Here is a 20177-nt window from a genome sequence, read left to right as displayed (position 1 = left end):
ACCCCCCCCCGGCCCCCCCCCCCGGGGGCCCGCGCCCCCCACCCCCCCCCCCCCCCCCCCGGGGGGGCCGGGGGGGGGCGGGCCCCCCCGGGGGGGGGGGCCCCCGCGGGCCCGCCCCGCCGTCAGTACTTGGGGCCGATGCGGGCGTCCATGAGGGCGACGGACTCCCTGCGGGCGACGGAGATGTTGACCTGGCCGGTGGGGCGGGGGATCGAGGCCTTCCACTGGACGCCGACGGCGTCGAGGGCGGCGGTGAAGAGGCCGATGATGTCGGTCGAGGTGTTGGTGAAGAAGTACCTCGGGTACTCGTAGCGCTTCCGGACCCCGTTGACCGTACGGGTGGCCCAGTTGGTGATGCGGCACCCGTCGGAATGGATCAGGCCGCGCAGGAACTCCCAGGGGTGGGCGTCCACGATCTCCTGCTGCCAGGGTTCCAGGGCTATGGTGCGTTCGTGCTTCTTGCCTGGGCCGTGCTGGGGGAAATGGCAGGTGAGGTGGTTCGAATAGATCTTGATGTCGTGGCACCCGGTGCGGCGCACCCGGCAGGGCTTGTTGTCGGGGAGGACGTGACGCATCGCCTGTTCGACGGAATCCATGACGCCCGGCCACTTGTCGTCGCAGGTTATCTGGAGGCTCTGGGTCCTGCGGTACTCGTTGGGCAGCAGGATGTGGCCGTCGCCGAGGTACAGGCCGAGCAGGTAGGAGTAGGCGGATCGGTTCAGCTCGTCGCCGTAGCAGTGCACGCACGCGGAGCGCTTGCGGCCGGGGAGTTCGTCGCGTTTGGCGAGGTCCTGATGCTTCCACCAGGAGACAGTGCCCTTCGGGACGCGGAGGCGGCGGGCCACCTCGGCGTTGCTGAGACCTCGACGGAGGAGGTGGACGGCCTGTTCGCGCACAGAGAGTGTGGTCATGTGCGCCAGAATGGGACGTGACAGCCCGGCCCGTGGGCACGTTGGATGTGATCCACTGGATACGGTGAAATCCCCAAAACCTGGGAATATGAGGAAAATCTGGTGCCGAGTGTGGGATTCGAACCCACACGCCCTTTCAGGCAATCGCTTTTGAGGCGATCGTGTCTGCCCTTCCACCAACCCGGCTGGTTCGCGCCCGTGAAGGATACCCTGTGAGCGCTGTCGGGCGCAGCTAGGTACCCTCGTGCATGCAGTACCCCGCCGGAACTAGGAGCCCCGTGAGCACCGCCGACGAGCAGGCGCAGCCGCTTGAGACCGATACGCCCCAGATCACCCGGATTGTGATCGCCGAGGACGAGGCGCTGATTCGTCTCGATCTGAAGGAGATGCTGGAGGAGGAGGGGTACACCGTCGTCGGTGAGGCCGGCGACGGGGAGACGGCGGTGCGCCTCGTGGAGGAGCTGAAGCCGGATCTGGCGATCTTCGACGTGAAGATGCCGGTGCTGGACGGGTTGTCCGCGGCCGAGCAGATCCACGACAAGCACCTGGCGCCGGTGCTGATGCTGACGGCGTTCTCGCAGCGGGAGCTGGTGGACCGGGCGCGGGACGCGGGGGCGATGGCGTACATCGTCAAGCCGTTCTCGAAGTCGGACCTGGTGCCGGCGATCGAGATGGCGGTGTCCCGGTACGCCGAGATGCGGGCGCTGGAGAAGGAGATCGGGGATCTCAGCCAGCGGTTGGAGACCCGGAAGCTGGTGGACCGGGCGAAGGGCGTGCTGCAGACCAAGTTCGGGCTGAACGAGCCGGCGGCCTTCCGGTGGATCCAGAAGACGTCGATGGACCGTCGGATGACGATGGCGGCGGTGGCCGAGGCGGTCATCGAGGAGGGCGAGGCCCAGGACCGCAAGAAGGCGGAAGAGGCCAAGCCCGAGTAGGCGTGAGGGAAGGGCCCGGCAGAAGAACGTTTCTGCCGGGCCCTTCCGCGTGCAGGGGCTCAGTCCTCGCCGAGGTAGGCCTTGCGGACGGACTCGTCGTGCAGGAGGTCGGCGCCCGTTCCGGAGAGGACGATGCGGCCGGTCTCCATGACGTAGCCGCGGTCGGAGAGGGAGAGGGCCGCTTGGGCGTTCTGCTCGACCAGGAGGATGGTCGTACCGGAGGACTTCAGTTCCACGATGGTGGACATGATCTTCTGCATCATCAGCGGGGAGAGCCCCATGGAGGGCTCGTCCAGCATGAGCAGCTTGGGCCGGGACATCAGGGCCCGCCCCATCGCGAGCATCTGCTGCTCGCCGCCGGAGAGCGTGCCGGCGGCCTGGCGGCGGCGTTCGCCGAGGATCGGGAACAGGGTGTAGGCCCGTTCGACGTCCGCGGTGATGCCGGCCGCGTCGGTGCGCAGGAAGGCGCCGAGGAGGAGGTTCTCCTCGATGGTCATCCGGGGGAAGATGTGCCGTCCCTCGGGGGAGTGGGCGAGGCCGAGGGCGACGATCCTGTGGGCGGGGACGGCCGAGAGGTCCTGGCCGTCGAAGGTGATCCGTCCGGCGGTGGGCTTGAGCAGGCCGGACAGGGTGCGCAGGGTGGTGGTCTTGCCGGCGCCGTTGGTGCCGATGAGGGTGGTGACCTCGCCCTGTTCGACGGTGAAGCTGATGCCCTTGACGGCTTCGATCTTGCCGTAGGCGACGCGGAGGTCCTCGACCTCGAGAAGTGCGGTCACTGGTCGGACTCCGTAACGGCGGGGGTGGTGCCTTCGAGCGGGGCGCCCAGGTAGGCGGTGATGACGCGTTCGTCGTTCTGGACGGTCTCGCGGTCGCCCTCGACGATCTTCTGGCCCTGGACGAGCACCGCGGTGCGGTCGCAGAGGTTGAAGATGAAGCGCATGTCGTGCTCGATGACGAGGACGGAGATCCCCTTGTCGCGGATCGCGAAGACGAGTTCCTCGGCGGCCCGGGTCTCCTGGGGGTTCATGCCGGCGGTGGGTTCGTCGAGCAGCAGCAGGCCGGGTTCGGAGGCGAGGGCGCGGGCGATCTCCAGCTTGCGCTGCTCGCCGTACGGGAGGTTGCGGGCGAGGTGGTCGGCCTTCTCGGCGAGGCCGGTGAACATCAGGAGTTCCATGGCCTTCTCGCGGCTCTCGGCCTCGGCGCGGTGGTAGCCGGGGCCGCGCAGGATGGCGGAGAAGATGCCCTCCTTGGTGCGGGTGTGCCGACCGACCAGGACGTTCTCCAGGACGGTCATGTTGGCGAACAGCCGGATGTTCTGGAAGGTGCGGGCGATGCCGGCCTGGGTGACGAGGTGGGGCTTGGGCGGCAGCAGGGTGTCGCGGTAGCGGACGGCGCCCTCGGTGGGCACGTACAGGCCGGTGAGGCAGTTGAAGAAGGTGGTCTTGCCGGCGCCGTTGGGGCCGATCAGACCGATGATCTCGCCCTCGCCGACGGTCAGGGAGACGTCGTTGACCGCGGTGAGGCCGCCGAAGCGCATGGTGACGCCGGTGACTTCGAGCAGGGGTGCGGCGGTGGTGGTGGTCATCGGGTCGGTCACGCCCCTGACTTGGTGAGTGCGGTCGGCTCGCCGGAGGCCTGGGCCGGGACGGCGGCCTCGTGGAACTCCAGCTGGCGGCGCCGGTTGGGGATGAGGCCCTCGGGGCGGACCCGCATCAGGACGATGAGGGCGGCGCCGAAGGCGAGGAGCTGGTAGTCGGCGAGGAACTCGAGCTTCTTCGGGATGAGGAAGAGCAGGGTGGCGCCGGCCAGCGGGCCGCTGATGGTGCCCATGCCGCCGAGGATGACGGCGGCGAGCAGGAAGGCGGAGTTCGGCGGGAGGGCCTCGGCGAAGGTGTACTGGTCGGGGGTGACGGTGTAGCTGACGTGGGCCTGGACGGTGCCGGCCAGGCCGGCCAGCAGGGCGCCGAGGGCGAAGGCGAGCAGCTTGAGCCGGAAGCCGTTGATGCCCATGGCCTCGGCGGCGGTCTCGTCCTCGCGGATGGCGACCCAGGCGCGGCCGATGCGGGAGTTGCCGACCCGGGCGAAGACCAGCACGACCAGGGCGGTGACCAGCAGCATCAGCAGGTAGTAGTTGGAGAAGCGGCCGAGTTCGACGCCGGCCACGGTGTGCGGCTTGCCGAGGTCGAAGCCGAGGATCTGCAGGTCCGGGATGCGCGGGATGCCGTTGGAGCCGTTGGTGACCTTGGGGCCGGTGGTGCCGTTGAGGTTGAGCATGGTGATGCGGAAGATCTCGCCGAACCCGAGGGTGACGATGGCGAGGTAGTCGCCGCGCAGCCGCAGGGTGGGGGCGCCGATCAGGACGCCGAAGACCATCGAGACGACGGCGCCGGTGAGCATCGCGGCCCAGAACGGGAACTGGACGTGGATGGGCGAGGCGGGGGAGCCGGAGACCAGGGCGGCGGCGTAGGCGCCGACGCCGAGGAAGGCGACGTACCCGAGGTCGAGCAGGCCGGCCAGGCCGACGACGATGTTGAGGCCGAGGGCGACGGTGGCGAAGATCAGGATGTTGGTGGCGACCGAGGTGTACTGGTCGCTGGTCTGGGTGAACGGGAAGCCGGCGGCGGCGGCGAAGGCGGCGCCGGTGGTGACCGGGCGGTGCTTGACGGTCAGCGCGCGCAGCCGGGCGAGCAGGCCGGACCTGGTCAGGGCGGGGACGGCGAGGGCGACGAACAGCAGGTAGCCGGTGAAGAGTTCGCCGTACTCGGTGTCGATGCCGAAGGTGATCGCGAACAGTCCGGTCCCGAAGGCGAGGACGATCAGCAGCACCTCGACCCAGGAGGGGAGGGCCCGCGGCGCGGCCAGCGGGCGGTCGATCCGGCCCAGCCGCAGCCCGCTGTTGGCGAGGTGGCCGAGCTGGAGCAGCAGGACGACGCCGGCCGCGATGGCGAGGCCGCCGGACAGGGCGGTCATGACCGGGGCCACCGGCTTGTCGCCGGGGATGGCGTGGGCGCCGAACCAGGCGGCGGGGGCGACCGGGACGAGCAGGAAGAGGCGCCTGTCGAGGATCCGCAGCGGTACGGCGGTGCGGCGGTCGAGGGGCAGGCCGAGGGCGCCGAGGACGGCGAGCAGGCCGCCCGCGGCGAGCACCCAGCCGCCGGGTTCGAGGTTGGTGGTGCCGCCGAGCTCGGAGGAGATGGCGGCGACCGCGTAGACGGCGACGGTGAGGGCGCCGGTGGCGGCGTACAGGACGGCGTTGTTGCTGCGGGTGGGGGCGGCCCAGCGCAGGCCGGGGACGCCCTGGGCGGCGAGCAGCAGGACCAGGGTGAGCAGGCCGGCGGCGAGGGCGAGCCACTGGAGGCCGGCCGGGGAGCCGTAGTAGGTGAGGTCGCCGGGGAAGTCGGAGGTCCAGGTCCAGGACATGGCGGCGGAGGCGGCGGTGGCGAGGGCGCCGAGTCCGGTGACGGCGGCGGCGGCGCGGGCCGGCAGCGGGATGACCGGGGTCGTCTCGGTGTGGGTGGTGGTCATGGTGGTCACGCCCTGTCCGCGACGCGCTCGCCGAGCAGGCCCTGGGGCCGGATCAGGAGGACGAGGATGAGGAGAACGAAGGCCCAGACGTCCTTCCAGGCGCCGCCCCCGAAGAGGTGCATGCCGGGCAGGTGCTGGATGTAGCCGGTGGCGAGGGCTTCGGCGAGGCCGAGGGCGAGGCCGCCGAGCATGGCGCCGTAGATGTTGCCGATGCCGCCGAGGACGGCGGCGGTGAAGGCCTTGAGGCCGAGGATGAAGCCCATCCGGAAGTCGACCTGGCCGCTGCGCAGCCCGTACGCGACGGCGGCGACGGCGGCGAACGCGGCGCCGATGGCGAAGGCCATGACGATGATGCGGTCGGTGTCGATGCCCATCAGCTTGGCGGTGTCCGGGTCCTGGCTGGTGGCCTGCATGGCGCGCCCGGAGCGGGTGCGGGTGACGAACCAGCCGAGGGCGAGCATGCACAGCGGGGCGGCGATGATCAGGAAGAGGTCGCTGCGCTGGATGGTGACGGAGCCGAGGCTGAACGGGTCGCCGGGGATCTTGGGGAAGACCCGGGCCTTCTTGGCGTCCGGGTAGAAGGAGAAGACGAGCTGCTGGAGCAGGATGGACAGCCCGATCGCGGTGATCAGCGGGGCGAGCCGTGGGGCGTTGCGCAGCGGGCGGTAGGCGAAGCGCTCGGCGGCGACGGCGGTGAGGGTGGAGACCAGGATGCCGGCGATCAGCATGAGCGGCAGGGCCAGCCACAGGGTGGTGCCGCCGGGGAGGGCGAGGTAGGCGGTCAGGGCGCCGAAGCCGCCGACCATGACGATCTCGCCGTGGGCGAAGTTGATGAGCTGGACGATGCCGTAGACCATCGTGTAGCCGATCGCGACGAGCCCGTAGAGGGCTCCGAGGATCAGGCCGTTGGCCAGCTGCTGCGGTAGGTCGTGCACCGCTGGGCCTCCGTAGTGCGTTCGGGGTGTCCGCGTGGGTGGTGGATGTGGGTGCGCGCGGGGGCACTCGTGGCGCCCCCGCGCGTGGTGGTGGTGAAGTGGCGCCGGCGGTGCCGGTGGTGACTGGGCGTCAGTCGGTAGGGCGGTTCTTCGGCCAGTCCCTGAACCGGCCCTGGATCAGCCCTTGAAGGTGCCGGACTTCTCCACGGCCCACTTGCCGTCCTTGACGGTGTAGACGGTGAGCTGCTTGTTGGTGGTGTCGCCGAACTCGTCGAAGGAGACGGTGCCGGTCACGCCGGCGAAGCTGACCTTCTGGACGGCGTCGCGGACGGCCTTGCGGTCGGGGACCTTGCCGTTGTTGTCCTTCACGGCCTGCTTGACGCCCTGGATGATGGCCCAGGCGCTGTCGTACGAGTAGCCGCCGTAGGTCTCGTAGGCGTCCTTGTAGCCGGCCGCCTTGTAGTCGGCGATGAACTTCTTGGCGGTGTCCAGGCTCTCGACCGGCAGGCCGACGGCGGTGGCGTAGTCGCCCTGGCTCTTGGGGTTGAGCTTGATGAAGTCGCCGCTCTGGATGCCGTCGCCGCCCATCAGCGGGATGTTGACGTTGGCCTCCTTGAGCTGGAGGGAGAGCGGGCCGGCCGCGGGGTACTCGCCGCCGTAGTAGACGGCTTCGGCGCCGGAGCTCTTGACCTTGGTGACGATGGCGGCGAAGTCGCGGTCGTCGGGGTTGACGTGCTCCTCGCCGACGAGCTGGCCGCCGAGCTTGGTGAACTCGCCCTTGAAGGTGCCGGCCAGGCCCGCGCCGTAGGTCTTCTGGTCGTCGATCAGGAAGACCTTGGTCTTCTTGGCGTCGTTGTAGAGGAACTGGGCGGCGAACGGGCCCTGGACGGCGTCGGTGGTGGCGGTGCGGAAGTAGGACGTGAACGGGCGCTTCTTCTCGCCGCTGGCCCACTTCTCGCCCTGACTGAGGGCGACGCCGGTGTTGGCGGGGGAGACCTGGACCAGGCTGGCGTCGTCGAAGATCTGCTGCATCGACTGCGACACACTGGAGTTGAGCGGGCCGACGACGCCGAGGACCTTGGGGTCGCCGACCAGCTGGGTGGCGTTCTGCTGGCCGGGGGCGGGCTTGCCGGTGTCGTCGAGGGCCTTGATCTCGAACTTGACGCCGGGGACCTCGTTGGTCTCGTTGGCCTTCTTGATCGCGAGGTCGGCGGAGTTGCGGATGCCGAGGCCGAGGGCGGAGAGGTCGCCGGTGAGCGGGGAGTCGACGCCGATGACGACGGTGGTGGAGCCGGAGTTGGAGTTGCCGCCGTCGGCCTTCTTCTCTCCGCGGGAGCCGCAGGCGCTGAGGCTGAGGGCACCGATAACGGCAATGCTCACGACAACTGCTGAACGGTGACGCACGAGGGTCCCCTTCGGTTCAGGAGGCGCCCGCGCCGGAGTGGCGGGAGCCGGAGTGCGCGGAGGGCCTGGCCCAATCGAATGGCGCGGTGACTGGCCGTGACTCTAGATGCCCTTGGGCGACTCGGGCAGTACTGGGCGCAGGCTGTGATTCTCTTGTTATGAGCACACGGAGTATTTGTCTCACCATGTGGTCGTTCCGGTTCGATCGATCCCGAGATGGCGGGCGTTTACGCGCTGGTAGGGCGATGTAAGGCCCAGAAATGGGGGTTGCAGCTGGCAGCGCCGATTATCGGACGCTCGTGTCCGATGCCCTGCTTCCGACCTTGAGCGTCCGCATTGCGGACAACGGGGGCGCGGCCGAGTGGCCCCGGGGCGCCTGAAGGCCTCGGAACCGGCAATTGATCGGATTTCCTACTTGTTACGCAGCGTTACGAGCGCGGGATGTGTGCCGACCGCGCCCGGACATGTGAACGCCCCCTTGTCCAGACCAACGCCTGCCCAAGGTGGCGGAAGGTCAAACAAGGGGGCGGAAAAGGGACTTGATGTTGTCCGGAGTGAACTCCGGTCCGCTGTGCGGACGTTGTCACGCCTCGGAGTTCGGTCAGAGGTCGCGCAGCATGCAGGTCAGCCGGCAGCTGGTGATCCGCCGGCCGGTGTCGTCGGTGATCGCGATCTCGTAGGTGGCGGCGGTGCGGCCCTTGAACACGGCCGTCGCCACCCCGGTCACCAGCCCGGAGGTGGCCGAGCGGTGGTGGGTGGCGTTGAGGTCCACGCCGACCGCGTAGCGGCCGGGACCGGCGTGCAGCATCGCCCCGATCGAGCCCAGCGTCTCGGCCAGCGCCGCCGACGCGCCGCCGTGCAGCAGCCCGTACGGCTGCTGGTTGCCCTCCACCGGCATGGTGCCGACCACGCGGTCGCCGGAGGCCTCGACGATCCGGATGCCGAGCTTCTCGCCGAGGTGGCCGCCGGAGAAGGTCTGCGCGTTCACGCCGAGCTTGGCGAAGTGGTCCAGCACGTCCTGGGGGACGTTCAGGACGGGCGTGCCGTCGTGCGCGCTGTCGGGGGCGGTGCCGGGGACGGTCTCGGGGGCGGTGTCGGGGACCGCGTCGGTCATGGGGGAACTCCTGCCGCTCGGGGGTGTGCCGCCTGTGATCGTACGACCGTCCTACTCATAGGTAGCAGCGGTGGCCGGACCGGCGCGGCGTCCTTTTTGTCGGTGCCGGGCCATAGGATCGGTGGCCGGTAGTGGAATCGGCAGGAACGGACGTTGACGTGGCTACGCAGAGTACGGACAAGGGCGCGACGGGTGGCGGCGGGGCCGGCCCGCGGCCCCGGCTGATGCTGCTCGACGGGCACTCGATGGCCTACCGGGCCTTCTACGCCCTGCCCGTGGAGAACTTCAACACCTCCACCGGCCAGCCCACCAACGCGGTCTACGGCTTCGCCTCGATGCTCGCCAACACCGTCCGGGACGAGCAGCCCACCCACCTCGCCGTCGCCTTCGACCTCTCCCGGCAGACGTTCCGCTCCGTCGAGTTCCCCGACTACAAGGCCAACCGCGCCAAGACGCCGGACGAGTTCAAGAGCCAGGTCGGCCTGATCGGCGAACTGCTCGACGCCATGCACGTCCCCCGGCTGACGGCCGAGGGCTTCGAGGCCGACGACATCATCGCCACCCTGGCCACCGCCGCCGAGGCGGCCGGCTACGACGTCGACATCGTCACCGGGGACCGCGACTCGCTCCAGCTGGTCACCGACCACGTCACCGTGCTCTACCCGACCAAGGGCGTCTCCGAGCTCACCCGTTACACCCCGGAGAAGGTCGCCGAGAAGTACGGCGTCACCCCGCGCCAGTACCCGGACCTCGCCGCCCTGCGCGGCGACCCGTCCGACAACCTGCCCGGCATCCCCGGCGTCGGCGAGAAGACGGCCGCCAAGTGGGTCAACCAGTTCGGCTCCTTCGACGAACTCGTCGCCCGCGCCGACGAGGTCAAGGGCAAGATCGGCGAGAAGCTGCGCGACCACCTCGACTCGGTCAAGCGCAACCGGGTGCTCACCGAGCTGGTCCGCGACGTCGAACTCCCGCTCGGCGTCACCGACCTGGACCGCAAGCCGTTCGACAAGGACGCCGTCGGCACCCTGATGGAGTCGCTGGAGTTCCGCAACGCCAACTTCCGCGACCGCGTCTTCGGCATCGACCCGTCCACCGGCTCGGACACCGCCGAGGCCGAACTCGCCCCCGGCGTCGAGGTGGACGGCGAACTCCTCACCGACCCGGGCACCCTGGCCGCCTGGCTGGCCGAGCACGCCTCCGACGGCAAGACCACCGTCGCCCTCGCCGCCGTCTACCAGTGGGCGCTCGGCACCGGCGAGGTCACCGAAGTCGCCCTCGCCGCGGGGGAGACGGCCGCCTGGTTCGACCCGGCGCTGCTCGCCGAGGAGGACGAGCGGGCCTTCGCCGGCTGGCTCGCCGACGCCGCCGCCCCCAAGGCCCTGCACATCGCCAAGCAGGTCATGCGCGCCTTCGCCGAGCGCGGCTGGACGATCGACGGCGTCGTCGCCGACACCGCGCTCGCCGCCTACCTGATCAAGCCCGGCCGCCGCACCTTCACCCTGGAGGTGCTCGCCGAGGAGTACCTGGGCCGCTCGCTCACCCCGGCCCCCGCCACCGAGAGCGGCCAACTCTCCTTCGACGCACCGGAGGAGGACGAGACGGCCGCCGCCCGGTCGCTGATGCTCCAGGCCCGCGCCGTGCTCGACCTCGCCGCGCTCTTCGACACCCGCCTCGCCGAGGTCGGCGCCGTCGAGCTGACGCGCGACATGGAACTGCCCATTGCCGCCCTGCTCGCCCGCATGGAGCGCTACGGCATCGCCGCCGACCGCGAGTGGCTCACCCGGCTGGAGGCGCAGTTCGCCGCCGAGATCCAGCGCGTGGTGGAGGAGGCGCACGCCGCCGCCGGCCGCGAGTTCAACCTTGGCTCGCCCAAGCAGCTCCAGGAGATCCTCTTCGGCGAGCTCGCGCTCCCCAAGACCAAGAAGATCAAGACCGGCTACACCACCGACGCCGACGCGCTCACCTGGCTGGCCACCCAGACCGACAACGAACTGCCGGTCATCCTGCTGCGCCACCGCGACCAGGCCAAGCTGCGCACCACCGTCGAGGGTCTGCTCAAGACCGTCTCGCCCAAGGGCCGGATCCACACCACCTTCAACCAGATGGTCGCCGCCACCGGCCGGCTCTCCTCGCAGGACCCGAACCTGCAGAACATCCCGGTCCGCACCGAGGAGGGCCGGGCGATCCGCCGCGCCTTCATCGTCGGCGAGGGCTACGAGTCGCTGCTCACCGCCGACTACTCGCAGATCGAACTGCGGATCATGGCGCACCTGTCCGAGGACGAGGCGCTGCTGGAGGCCTTCGCCTCCGGCGAGGACCTGCACACCACCGTCGCCTCCCAGGTCTTCGAGGTGCCGGGCGCGGCGGTGGACGCCGAGATGCGCCGCAAGATCAAGGCGATGTCCTACGGCCTGGCGTACGGGCTGTCCGCGTACGGGCTCTCGCAGCAGCTCGGCATCAAGCCGACCGAGGCCCAGGGCCTGATGGACACCTACTTCGAGCGCTTCGGCGGCGTCCGGGACTACCTGCGCCGGGTCGTCGACGAGGCCCGGGCCACCGGCTACACCGAGACCCTCCTCGGCCGCCGCCGCTACCTGCCGGACCTCAACAGCGACAACCGCCAGCGCCGCGAGATGGCCGAGCGGATGGCCCTCAACGCCCCGATCCAGGGCTCGGCCGCCGACATCGTCAAGATCGCCATGCTCCGGGTCGACGAGGCGCTGCGCGCGGCCGGCCTCACCTCCCGGATGCTGCTCCAGGTGCACGACGAAATCGTGCTGGAGCTGGCCCCCGGCGAGCGCGAGCGGGTCGAGGCCGTCGTCCGCGAGCAGATGGCGGGCGCCTACCCGCTGCGCGCCCCGCTGGACGTCTCGGTCGGCGTCGGCCCGAACTGGGAGGCCGCCGCGCACTGACGGGTGGCCTTCGGGCGGGTCCGGGCGCGCGAGGCGTCCGGGCCCGTTCCTCGGTGCGCCCGCGTCAGCCCAGCGGGGGGTGGATCAGCCGTCCGTGGTGGATCAGCGACACGGACTGCTTGAGGCGGCGGACGCGGATGCTGATCTCGTAGCCCCTGATGCCCTCGATGCGGGCCAGGCGGCCGCTGAGGTAGCGGTAGAAATCGGGGGTGTCCCGGCAGATGACGACGGCCATGAGGTTGTGCCTGCCACTGGTCGCCGCGACGAAGGCGCATTCCTCGTGCCGGCCGAGCTCCTCGCCGATCCGGTCGAGTCCGGGCAGGTCGACCTGGAGCCAGAGGACGGCGTTGAGCTCGTAGCCGAGGCGCTCCGGCAGGATGTCGATGCCGTAGGCGAGGGAGCCGGAGGCCTCCAGGGCCTCCAGCCGGCGGGCGACCCGGGGCGTGGACCAGCCGGTGACCTCCGCCAGGCGGGTGTGGGAGGCGCGGCCGTCCTCCGCCAGGGCCTCGAAGAGCGGGAGGTCCTCGTCGGCCGGGGCGAGCGGCGGCCCGGCGGCCACGGGGCGCTCCGCCGTCAGCAGTCGCACCTGCTCGTCGGTCAGGGAGCGCTCCCCGCCGGCCCAGCCGACCGCGTCTGGGGCGCCGAACGCGTGCAGGAGGAGGTCGACGCTCATGTCGAGGACCGAGGCGGCGCGCGGGAGCTGCCGCAGCAGGACGTCGTCGCGCCCGGTGCCGGCGGCTGAGCGGATGGTGCAGATGATCTCCGACCCGCCGGAGGCGATGCTGGCGTAGCCGACCTCGGGCCTGCGGGCCAGGGAGTCGGCGACGGGCCCCACGGCCTCCGGGCGGCAGCGCAGCCGCGCGACCCACTCCGCCTGCCCGTGGGCGGACGGGCTCCGCTGCCCGATGACGCGCAGGATCCCGCCGCGCCGCAGCGCGTTGTAGCGGCGGGCCACGGTCTGTTCGGACACCCCCACGACCTCGCCGAGGCGGCGGAACGAGACCCGGGGGGCGCTGTAGAGCCCGTGGATGATTTTGCGGTCCAGATCGTCAGGCACGGAGGAATCCTGACACAGGTGCGGGTCGGAACGGAGGTTCCGGTACGTCTACCGGGATCGCTTGGGGATTCCCCGCCCGTGGGGCCGAAGCTTTGCGGTGCCCCCAGCAACCGGTGCCCGCGCGGCATCCCGCAGTCGAAGGAACCACCCCGTGAACTCCGCAACGGTGCAGCGCCCCGTGGCCGGACGAGGCGTCACGCTCGTCATGGCCTGCCTGGGCGTCTTCGTCGCCTACCTCCCCGTGACCACCGTGTCCGTGAGCCTCCCGGCGCTCCAGCGGGTGCTGGGCGCCTCGACCTCCCAACTGTCCTGGGTCTCGGACGCGTTCGTGCTGCCGATGGCCGCGCTGATCCTGACCACCGGGGTGTGGGGCGACGTCCACGGCCGCAAGCGGGTGTTCCAGGCGGGCATGGCCTTCTGCGCCCTGGGCGCGGCCGTCTCGCTGACCGCGGACTCGGTGCAGTCGCTGTGGGTCGGGCAGGCGGCCTCCGGACTGGGTGCGGCGGCCCTGCTGCCCACCACGCTGGCCCTGATCAGCCACGCCGTCCCCGACCACCGGGAGCGCGGGAGGTTCATCGGCCTGTGGGCGATGTCCATGCTGGCCTCGCTGGCCATGGGACCGCTGATCGCCGGGCTGCTGCAGCAGCACGTCGCGGTGCGCTGGATCTTCCTCCTGCCGATCCCGGTGTCCCTGGTCGTACTGGTCGTCGCGGCCTTCCTGCTGCCCGACTCCCGGGCGCCGCACGGCCGACGGCTCGACTGGCCCGGGCAGATCAGCGCGGCCGTCACGGTCACCGCCGTCGTCTACGGCGTGATCGAGGGCGGCGCCGACGGCTTCGGCACGCCCTCCGTGGTGGCGGCCCTGGTGATCGGCGCCGTGAGCGCCGTCGCGTTCGTCCTCGTGGAGCGCCGCAGCGACAGCCCGATGCTCGACCTGGCCCTGTTCCGCAGCCCCGCCTTCGCCGCCACGTCGCTGGTCGCCATGATCAGCTTCCTGGGGCTGATCGGCTTCTTCTTCGTCCTGAGCCTGTACTTCGGCCTGGTGCAGCACCTGAGCACGTGGGAGGCCGGACTGCGGATGGTCCTGGTGTCCGGGACGTCCCTGGTCGCGGGCGTCCCCGTCGGACGGCTGATGCACCGGGTCTCCCCCCGGGTCATGATCACCACCGGTCTGGTGGTGATGGCGGGCTCGCTGCTGTCGCTGACCGGCGTCGACGCGGCCACCTCGTACGGGTCGCTCGCCTGGCGCCTGGTCCTGCTCGGCCTCGGCATCGGCGCCGTCCTCACCCCGATGACGGCCTCCGCCGTCTCCTCCGTACCGCACCACCTGGCCGGCATGGCCGCGGCGGGCAACAACGCCTTCCGCCAGCTCGGCGGCGCCCTCGGCCCCGCCGTCCTCGGCACCCTCCTCACCACCCGCGCCCTCGACGCCCTGCCCGGCCGCCTCACCGACGCTGGCGTGCCCACGGAGACCGGCGGCCACGTCCTCGCCGTCGCCCGGGAACAGGGCCTCGGCGCCGTCGCCGGGCTCGACCTCGGCCCCGCCACCAGGCCGGCCCTGAGCGCGCTCAGCGGCTCCTTCCTCGACGGCCTCCAGCTCTGCCTGGTCGTGTCGGCCTCGCTCGCCCTGCTGGCCGCCCTCGCCTGCGCCGTCCTCCTGCGGCCCGCTGCGCCCGCCGCGCCCGGCCGTCGCGGCGCCGGAGCCCCGGCGCCGCGGACCGCCGCCGGCCCCGTCCTCGTCACCGCGGGCAGCGCGTCCACCCAGGGGCCGCAGCGCACCCCGTGACAGCGGCCGGCTAGGCCGACCGGCGCTCCGGGGCGATCCCCGTGGTGCGGTGGCCGCCCTTCGCCGTCCGGACCGCCCCAACGCGTGCGCAGGAAGTCGGCCCCGCCGACTTCCTGCGCACGCGTTCTCCCGCCGACGGCGGCGGTCCGCGGTGTCACCCGTCGCAGCCGGCCTCGTGTCCGGTCGGTCAGATCGGGGAGGGGAACGCCCCGATCGGCCAGTGGTCGAGCCAGAACGCGGCGGTGGAGGGCTCGGGGAGGTCCGTTGTGGAGCCGTCGTGGGGCAGTAGTTCGGTGGGGGCGAGGTACCCCTCGCCGGGGTCGATCCGCAGTCGCAGGCAGCGGAGCGGGTGCCCGGCGCGCAGGTAGGCGCGGATGTCGTCGGTGTGCGGGTGGTGCGCCGGGTCGTCCCTGCCGAGGCGCCGGCAGATGGCCGACACGTCGGTGTCGCCGATGAGGAGGTAGCGGGAGCCCGGGCCCGCGTTGAAGCACAGTCTGCGGCGGGACAACCGGCGTCGGGCGTACGGAAGCCGGTCCCAGTTGTCGAGGTGGATGCCGAGCCGCTTTCCGTTCGCGGGGTCCGCCGTGACGGTGAGGTCGCCTGCGGGGCTGGTGGCGTGGTTGGCGTAGCGGGTGCGCGGTGTGGGGGTGAACGGCGGGCGGACCGTCCACCAGGGGGCGTCCATGGTCTCCGGCGGGCGCAGGGCGGGGAAGGCGACGAGTTCTACGGCCTCGGCTTCCGGGGCGTTGCGTGGTGCGCGCAGGAGTTCGGCCTCGGTGGGGCCGATGGGTGTCCACGGGCCGGCCGGGACCACAGCCCCCTCCTCGTGGGCCGGACGGCCGTACGCGACCGCCACGGTGGCGATCTCGCAGCGGTCGCGGAGCTCGGCGTAGTCGGTGAAGACGATGAACGGCCCCACATGGGCTCTCCCTTCGCGTGGTGGTCAGCGGCTCTGCGGCAGGTCCTCGCTGTAGGTGACGTTCAGTTCGGCGAGGAGGGCGTCGGTGATCTGGAGCTGCTGGGCGCGGCTGACGACGGCTTCCCGCAGGTTGCCGACGCCGCGAACGGCGGACAGGTCGCTGCCGCTGAGGTCGAGGCCCTTGTACGTGCCGGTCCCGAACGCGGTGGCGAGCAGCGTGCAGTCGCGCATCACCACGTCGGTGAGGTCGCAGCTGGTGAAGGCGGCCTCGGTGAGCACACACCGGTCGAAGACCAGCGGGCCGCTCGCGCGGATCCGGTCGAAGGTGGCGTAGTCGAGGCGGCAGTTCTCGAACAGGACGTTGTCCAGGACGGCGCCGGTGATGGCTGAGCCCATGAGCCGGCAGCCGCGAAACAGGGTGCGGGAAGCCTTGCTGCCGCTCAGGTGGAGCACGCCGAGATCGCTGGCGGTGATCTGTACGGAGCTGAAGCGGACGTTCTCGATGGTGGTGCGCTGGGCGGAGACGTTGTGCAGGATGCCGTTGCGCAGATCGGCCTCGGTGAGGTCGAGGTCCCGGATGTCCTGATCCGTGTAGCGGAACTCGGTGACGGTGCTGCCGGGCCTGGGCGGGGAGGCGATGACGCCCAGGTAGGGGTCGTCGTCCAAGTCCGGGAGGGTGATGGTGGTACGGCCGTAGTGGCGGGTGGGCACGCGGTTCTCCGGTCGATGATCGGGCGCCGACCCGCTGCCCCGGGAGGCGGCGGGCCGACGGGGTGGGAGGAGGGCCCTATTGTGCTGCCGGTGCTGTCAGCGGTTGGACCAGTCGGACCAGGACGGCCCGTTGTTCCAGTTGTCCCAAGGGGCGCTCTGCCAGTTGTCCCAGGACGGGGCGTTGTCCCACGGGCCTCCGCCGCTGTTGTCCCAGGTCGGCTGGTTGCCCCACTCGATCGTGGGCGTCCCGTCCGACATGGTGACGGCGGCGATCAGATCCGCGACGGCGGGGGCGTCGTCGGCGGCGAGCTGTTCCAGAACGGTCACGTGCCTTGCTCCTCGCGTACGGTGGCGGCCAGTGCCAGGACCGGGGCCTGCTCGGTGACGCGGCAGTAGTCGGTCTCGGCGACGGCGAAGGTCTGGTGCTCGAAGTAGCGGTTCCCGGCCTGTGAGCCCCGGCAGTAGTCGAAGAACTCGCAGGTGGACTCGCACTCCTCCAGGCCGGTCAGGAACTCGCCCACGTAGGTCAGTCGGTGTGCCTGGCCCAGGATGGCGCCGATCGACTGTTCGAGGACGTTCCCGGCCCGGAAGTCGTTGTAGGCGGGTGCGGTGACACCCGCCAGTTCGGGTGACAGCAGGAACACGTCGCCGTTCTTGGCGATGGTCGGCAGCGGGTCCGCGCGGCTCAGGTGCGTACGGTCGGGCCGCTGGGCGCGGCTCATCCGCAGGTACCGGCCGAGGCGTTCCAGTTCCCGTACCGGGGCGGTGCCGCCCGGCTGACGGCGCGACCAGGCAAGGACCTTGCGCCAGAACTCGACGGCCTGTTCGCGGGTGGGCGGGTGCCGCTCGGTGTTGACGCCCTCCGACTCCTCGATGTTGAGGCCGATACTGACCGGCCGGAGCGCGGCGAGGAAGTCGAGGAGCCGATCGGGATGGGTGATGGTCTCCCGGCTGACTACGGCGATCAACGAGAAGGGGACACCGTGGCGCCGCAGTCGCTCGATTCCCTTCATGATCCGGTCGAACGCCGGGCGGCCCTTGCGGTCGATGCGTCGCGCCGTCAGGTCCGCAGGGCCGTCGACGCTGACACCGACCCGGAACCCGTACCCGGTCAGGAGGTCGCACCACTCGTCATTGAGCAGGGTGGCGTTCGTCTGGACGGCGTGCTCCAGCAGGCCCTCGCGGCGTAGTTCCTCGAACGGCCGGAGCAGTTCCGTGAACCGCCGCCGCCCGAGTGCCAGCGGCTCTCCGGCGTGCCAGATCAGCCCGAGGGGCTTTCGGGAGTGGCCGCCCACCGACTCGCCCACCAACTCGCCCGCCGACCGTGCGACGGCTTCGGCCACCGCTGTCGGCATGGGTGCCTTGGCATCGCGGTCGGGCAGGTAGCAGTACGTGCAGTCCAGATTGCAGAAGCCGGTCGGCTGGATCACCAGGTTTCGGGGAACGCGGTGGATCCGGTGTCGGTAGCGGCGCAGTAGGGCGGTCTCCTGCGGGACTGTCGTGGGGTTCACAGTGGCCCTCTCCGTTCTGCGTGGTTCCGGGGCTGGGCTGTTGCGTAGGAAGTCGGACCGGCCGACTTCCTACGTGGTGGGGTTCTCAGGTTCGGGTGGCTTGGGCGCGGCAGTGGGCGAGGGCGTACTTGATGCGGGTCTCGGAGTGGTGGGTGGTGGTGAGGAGTTCGCCGGCGGTGGTGAGGGTGGTCCAGTAGAGGGTGGGGTTGCCGGTGCGGGGCATGGGGTGGGTGGTGGTGAGGGAGAGGTAGGCGGTGGTGAGGTTGCCGGTGGTGAACCAGCGGGTGAGGCCGTGGTGGTGGCCGGGGCGGAGGCTGCCGTGGGCGTCGATGGCGGTGAGGAGGTGGTCGACGACGGCGAGTTCGGTGTCGGTGAGGGACTTGGGGATGTCGAAGACGCCGAGGGCTTCGAGGAGTTCGCCGGTGTCGGTTTCGGTGTCGGGGCGGGGGTTCGCGAGGAGGGCGTCGTAGCAGTCGTTGAGGCGTCGGGTGGTTTCGGCGTGGGGGATGGTGAGGGCGAGGCAGACGGCGCGGGCGGAGGGGAGGGGCTTGTGGGTGCGCTTGGCGAGGAGGGCGTAGGTGTCGGCGGGGGTGCGGCCCCGGGAGAGGGCGTGGCGGGCCAGGGTCGTGAGGTGCATGGGGGTGACGGCTTTCAGGCGGTGGCGAGGGCGGAGATGGGGGCCGGGGCGATGAGCACCCAGACGAACTTGCCGATGTCGTCGGGTCGGGAGGTGCAGCCCCAGCGTTCGGCGAGTTCGTTGACGAGGAACAGGCCGCGTCCGTGCTCGTCGGAGGGGGTGGGGGTGTGGAGGGACGGTCGGCCGCTGCCGGCGTCGTGGACTTCCAGTCGGAGGCGGGAGTTGATCAGGGCGAAGCGGATCTCGATGTGGCGGTCGTCCGGCGCGTCGGAGTGCTGGACGGCGTTGGCGAACAGCTCGCTGAGGAGGAGTTCGGCGGTGTCGGCGTAGCGGTCGCCGGAGGGCAGGCCGGAGAGGTACGCGCGGAGCAAGTACCGGGCCAAGGGCGTGGATTCGATGCAGGAGTCGAGGCACGCGACGAACATGCGGGGGCGACGAGCAGTGGGCATGGGGGAGCACCTCAAGGGGCGGAGGGGCGTGTGAAGGGTGTGAGGTCTGACCGGCTCGGTCGGCTTCGAGCGGTGTCCTTCGGTGTCTGCTGGGGCTCGCACGTCACGGCGTCAATCCGTTCCGTAGTGATGCGACTACCCAGGGCACTCACTGTGGCCTAGCATTGGCCATGTCTTCAACTTCTCGAATCAGAAGGGAGAGTTGCTAGCGATCATGAACCGGAAGGAACTCGACCCCGACTCCTCGCCCACCGCGAAGTTCGGCGTGCTTCTTCGTCAGGCCAGAGAGGCGAGGGGCTGGACGCAGGAACACCTGGGTGGCCTTGCCGGGTACTCTTCCGTCCACATCTCCGCTGTCGAAACTGGGCGGAAACCTCCAACTAGTTGATTCGTGAAGAGAATTGATGGGGCGTTCGGAACAGATCAGTTCGAACGGGAGTGGCGTCAGGCCGGACAGAGGGTTCTGTTCGAGGGTTTCGACCAGTACGCGGCCAAAGAGCGGGAGTCCGTAGCCATTCGGATCTTCGAACTGGACATGGTGCCCGGCATACTCCAGCACCCGGACTACAGTGCGGCGTACGAGATGGCGCCGGTCCGGCGCGGTGAAGCCACACAGGAACAGGCGGACAAGCGGCTGCGGGTTCTGGCCGGACGTCAGCGCTTGCTCGACCGTCCTGCGACGGTCCATGTGGTCCTCGACGAGGCGGTTCTACGGCGCCAGATCGGCGGACCGGATGTCATGAGCCGCCAGCTGCAACACCTGGAGGACTTGGCGGCACGGCCCCACATCATCCTCCAGGTCGCCCCGTTCACGCTTGGCGAGTCGCGCCCCTTCTCGCACTCGGTCACCTTGCTGACCCTGCCCACTCGCACGATGGTCGGCTACACCGAAACGCTCGGACGAGGCCTTCTGGAAAGGGACTCTGAGGTCGTGGCCAGATGGGCCGCCCAGTACGATCGGCTTCAGGTCGACGCCCTGACCCGGCCGGAGAGCGTAACCATGATCCGGGAGGCACGGAAGGATTATGAACGGCATGCACGGTGACCATCCGACTGACGCCGCGTGGCGAAAGAGCTCCTACAGCAACGGGCAAGGCGGGTGTGTCGAGGTCGATGACTTGAGCCCCGGAAGGGTGCGCGATTCCAAGGATCCTCATGGTCCTGCGCTGGTCTTCCGGTCGGACGCGTGGCAGTCGTTCGTGACCGCCGTCCGCTCCGGAGAGTTCGGCGACGTCTGACGCGTCCTGTGAACCGCCTCAGACCCCGCTGCCCGCAGGGCGGTTTCCAGGGGTCGTTGCAACATGTGGTCGGTTTGATCAGGCCGCGACGAGTTTATGCAGGCGCTCGGCTGGGGTTTCCCAGCCGAGCGTT

20 protein-coding genes and 1 tRNA gene are annotated in these 20177 nt (G+C 70.4%); 6 read left to right on the top strand and 15 right to left on the bottom strand.

All coding sequences use genetic code 11. The features are described 5' to 3' along the window. Positions 1-122 precede the first annotated feature (122 nt). The gene (locus ACFY4B_RS00105) at positions 123-911 is read right to left on the bottom strand and encodes a helix-turn-helix domain-containing protein (RefSeq protein ID WP_387966100.1); all 789 of its coding nucleotides are present in this window, start codon (positions 909-911) and stop codon (positions 123-125) included. A gap of 100 nt (positions 912-1011) precedes the next feature. Then, positions 1012-1097, bottom strand: a tRNA-Leu gene (locus tag ACFY4B_RS00100). Positions 1098-1189: 92 nt separating this feature from the next. On the opposite strand from ACFY4B_RS00100, the gene ACFY4B_RS00095 reads away from it, so the two are divergent. Then, positions 1190-1846 (top strand): ANTAR domain-containing response regulator, encoded by a 657-nt coding sequence (locus tag ACFY4B_RS00095; protein WP_049651556.1) that lies wholly within the window; start codon positions 1190-1192, stop codon positions 1844-1846. A 59-nt stretch (positions 1847-1905) separates the two neighbouring features. Here the strand turns inward: ACFY4B_RS00095 and ACFY4B_RS00090 are convergent, their stop codons facing one another. The 6 genes from ACFY4B_RS00090 to ACFY4B_RS00065 all read right to left on the bottom strand — a co-directional run bounded on the left by ACFY4B_RS00090 (position 1906) and on the right by ACFY4B_RS00065 (position 8824). Next, entirely contained in the window at positions 1906-2622 is a 717-nt protein-coding gene (locus ACFY4B_RS00090) for an ABC transporter ATP-binding protein (RefSeq protein ID WP_049651557.1), read from the bottom strand. Further along, positions 2619-3431: an ABC transporter ATP-binding protein gene (locus ACFY4B_RS00085; protein WP_049651563.1), complete on the bottom strand. Its 813-nt coding sequence runs from the start codon at positions 3429-3431 to the stop codon at positions 2619-2621. The genes ACFY4B_RS00090 and ACFY4B_RS00085 overlap by 4 nt, the downstream gene beginning before the upstream one ends. Before the next feature lie 8 nt (positions 3432-3439). Next, positions 3440-5371 (bottom strand): branched-chain amino acid ABC transporter permease, encoded by a 1932-nt coding sequence (locus ACFY4B_RS00080; protein WP_375874012.1) that lies wholly within the window; start codon positions 5369-5371, stop codon positions 3440-3442. A gap of 5 nt (positions 5372-5376) precedes the next feature. Then, positions 5377-6306 (bottom strand): branched-chain amino acid ABC transporter permease, encoded by a 930-nt coding sequence (locus ACFY4B_RS00075; RefSeq protein WP_049651559.1) that lies wholly within the window; start codon positions 6304-6306, stop codon positions 5377-5379. Positions 6307-6483: 177 nt separating this feature from the next. Next, entirely contained in the window at positions 6484-7710 is a 1227-nt protein-coding gene (locus ACFY4B_RS00070; protein WP_049651560.1) for a branched-chain amino acid ABC transporter substrate-binding protein, read from the bottom strand. A 601-nt stretch (positions 7711-8311) separates the two neighbouring features. After that, positions 8312-8824 carry a PaaI family thioesterase gene (locus ACFY4B_RS00065; RefSeq protein ID WP_380738784.1) on the bottom strand — a complete coding sequence of 171 codons (513 nt, stop codon included), beginning with the start codon at positions 8822-8824 and terminating at the stop codon, positions 8312-8314. Positions 8825-9048: 224 nt separating this feature from the next. On the opposite strand from ACFY4B_RS00065, the gene polA reads away from it, so the two are divergent. After that, on the top strand, positions 9049-11736 hold the full coding sequence (gene polA / locus ACFY4B_RS00060; RefSeq protein WP_387966297.1) for a DNA polymerase I: 2688 nt from the start codon (positions 9049-9051) through the stop codon (positions 11734-11736). A gap of 64 nt (positions 11737-11800) precedes the next feature. On the opposite strand, the gene ACFY4B_RS00055 is transcribed toward polA, so the two are convergent. Further along, positions 11801-12793, bottom strand: a complete 993-nt coding sequence (locus ACFY4B_RS00055; RefSeq protein ID WP_049651562.1) for an Lrp/AsnC family transcriptional regulator — start codon at positions 12791-12793, stop codon at positions 11801-11803. A gap of 205 nt (positions 12794-12998) precedes the next feature. On the opposite strand from ACFY4B_RS00055, the gene ACFY4B_RS00050 reads away from it, so the two are divergent. Further along, positions 12999-14579 (top strand): MFS transporter, encoded by a 1581-nt coding sequence (locus tag ACFY4B_RS00050; RefSeq protein ID WP_387966296.1) that lies wholly within the window; start codon positions 12999-13001, stop codon positions 14577-14579. A gap of 187 nt (positions 14580-14766) precedes the next feature. On the opposite strand, the gene ACFY4B_RS00045 is transcribed toward ACFY4B_RS00050, so the two are convergent. The 6 genes from ACFY4B_RS00045 to ACFY4B_RS00020 all read right to left on the bottom strand — a co-directional run bounded on the left by ACFY4B_RS00045 (position 14767) and on the right by ACFY4B_RS00020 (position 18806). After that, the gene (locus ACFY4B_RS00045) at positions 14767-15498 is read right to left on the bottom strand and encodes a hypothetical protein (protein WP_387966099.1); all 732 of its coding nucleotides are present in this window, start codon (positions 15496-15498) and stop codon (positions 14767-14769) included. Between the two features lie 24 nt (positions 15499-15522). After that, positions 15523-16209: a pentapeptide repeat-containing protein gene (locus ACFY4B_RS00040; RefSeq protein ID WP_387966098.1), complete on the bottom strand. Its 687-nt coding sequence runs from the start codon at positions 16207-16209 to the stop codon at positions 15523-15525. A 96-nt stretch (positions 16210-16305) separates the two neighbouring features. Then, entirely contained in the window at positions 16306-16536 is a 231-nt protein-coding gene (amcA, locus tag ACFY4B_RS00035) for a multiple cyclophane-containing RiPP AmcA (RefSeq protein WP_387966097.1), read from the bottom strand. Then, positions 16533-17720: a cyclophane-forming radical SAM peptide maturase AmcB gene (gene amcB, locus ACFY4B_RS00030; RefSeq protein ID WP_387966096.1), complete on the bottom strand. Its 1188-nt coding sequence runs from the start codon at positions 17718-17720 to the stop codon at positions 16533-16535. Before amcB ends, amcA begins: the two co-directional genes overlap by 4 nt. A gap of 85 nt (positions 17721-17805) precedes the next feature. Beyond that, entirely contained in the window at positions 17806-18357 is a 552-nt protein-coding gene (locus tag ACFY4B_RS00025; protein ID WP_387966095.1) for a hypothetical protein, read from the bottom strand. A gap of 14 nt (positions 18358-18371) precedes the next feature. Continuing rightward, complete coding sequence (locus ACFY4B_RS00020) at positions 18372-18806, bottom strand: ATP-binding protein (protein ID WP_387966094.1); 435 nt, start codon at positions 18804-18806, stop codon at positions 18372-18374. Between the two features lie 214 nt (positions 18807-19020). On the opposite strand from ACFY4B_RS00020, the gene ACFY4B_RS00015 reads away from it, so the two are divergent. From ACFY4B_RS00015 to ACFY4B_RS00005, 3 genes are read left to right on the top strand one after another with little or no spacing between them, the layout of a single operon-like run. Then, entirely contained in the window at positions 19021-19194 is a 174-nt protein-coding gene (locus ACFY4B_RS00015; RefSeq protein ID WP_387966093.1) for a multiprotein-bridging factor 1 family protein, read from the top strand. A gap of 3 nt (positions 19195-19197) precedes the next feature. Further along, complete coding sequence (locus ACFY4B_RS00010) at positions 19198-19851, top strand: DUF5753 domain-containing protein (protein ID WP_387966092.1); 654 nt, start codon at positions 19198-19200, stop codon at positions 19849-19851. Then, positions 19832-20044, top strand: a complete 213-nt coding sequence (locus ACFY4B_RS00005) for a DUF397 domain-containing protein (protein ID WP_387819542.1) — start codon at positions 19832-19834, stop codon at positions 20042-20044. The genes ACFY4B_RS00010 and ACFY4B_RS00005 overlap by 20 nt, the downstream gene beginning before the upstream one ends. Positions 20045-20177: the final 133 nt, after the last annotated feature.

Origin of the sequence: Kitasatospora sp. NPDC001261, assembly GCF_042896795.1 — a bacterium.
Classification (GTDB): Bacteria; Actinomycetota; Actinomycetes; order Streptomycetales; family Streptomycetaceae; genus Kitasatospora.
Note: the sequence above shows the minus strand (reverse complement) of the source record. Positions and strands in the feature narration are given on the sequence as shown.

Bases quoted from the DNA above. Each gene is read 5' to 3' on its own strand.
- polA (WP_387966297.1), top strand. From the start codon at position 9,049: ATGCTGCTCGACGGGCACTCGATGGCCTACCGGGCCTTCTACGCCCTG.
- ACFY4B_RS00085 (WP_049651563.1), bottom strand. From the start codon at position 3,431: ATGACCACCACCACCGCCGCACCCCTGCTCGAAGTCACCGGCGTCACC.
- ACFY4B_RS00005 (WP_387819542.1), top strand. From the start codon at position 19,832: ATGAACGGCATGCACGGTGACCATCCGACTGACGCCGCGTGGCGAAAG.
- ACFY4B_RS00080 (WP_375874012.1), bottom strand. From the start codon at position 5,371: ATGACCACCACCCACACCGAGACGACCCCGGTCATCCCGCTGCCGGCC.
- ACFY4B_RS00050 (WP_387966296.1), top strand. From the start codon at position 12,999: ATGGCCTGCCTGGGCGTCTTCGTCGCCTACCTCCCCGTGACCACCGTG.
- ACFY4B_RS00025 (WP_387966095.1), bottom strand. From the start codon at position 18,357: ATGCACCTCACGACCCTGGCCCGCCACGCCCTCTCCCGGGGCCGCACC.
- ACFY4B_RS00065 (WP_380738784.1), bottom strand. From the start codon at position 8,824: ATGACCGACGCGGTCCCCGACACCGCCCCCGAGACCGTCCCCGGCACC.
- ACFY4B_RS00020 (WP_387966094.1), bottom strand. From the start codon at position 18,806: ATGCCCACTGCTCGTCGCCCCCGCATGTTCGTCGCGTGCCTCGACTCC.
- ACFY4B_RS00105 (WP_387966100.1), bottom strand. From the start codon at position 911: ATGACCACACTCTCTGTGCGCGAACAGGCCGTCCACCTCCTCCGTCGA.
- ACFY4B_RS00015 (WP_387966093.1), top strand. From the start codon at position 19,021: ATGAACCGGAAGGAACTCGACCCCGACTCCTCGCCCACCGCGAAGTTC.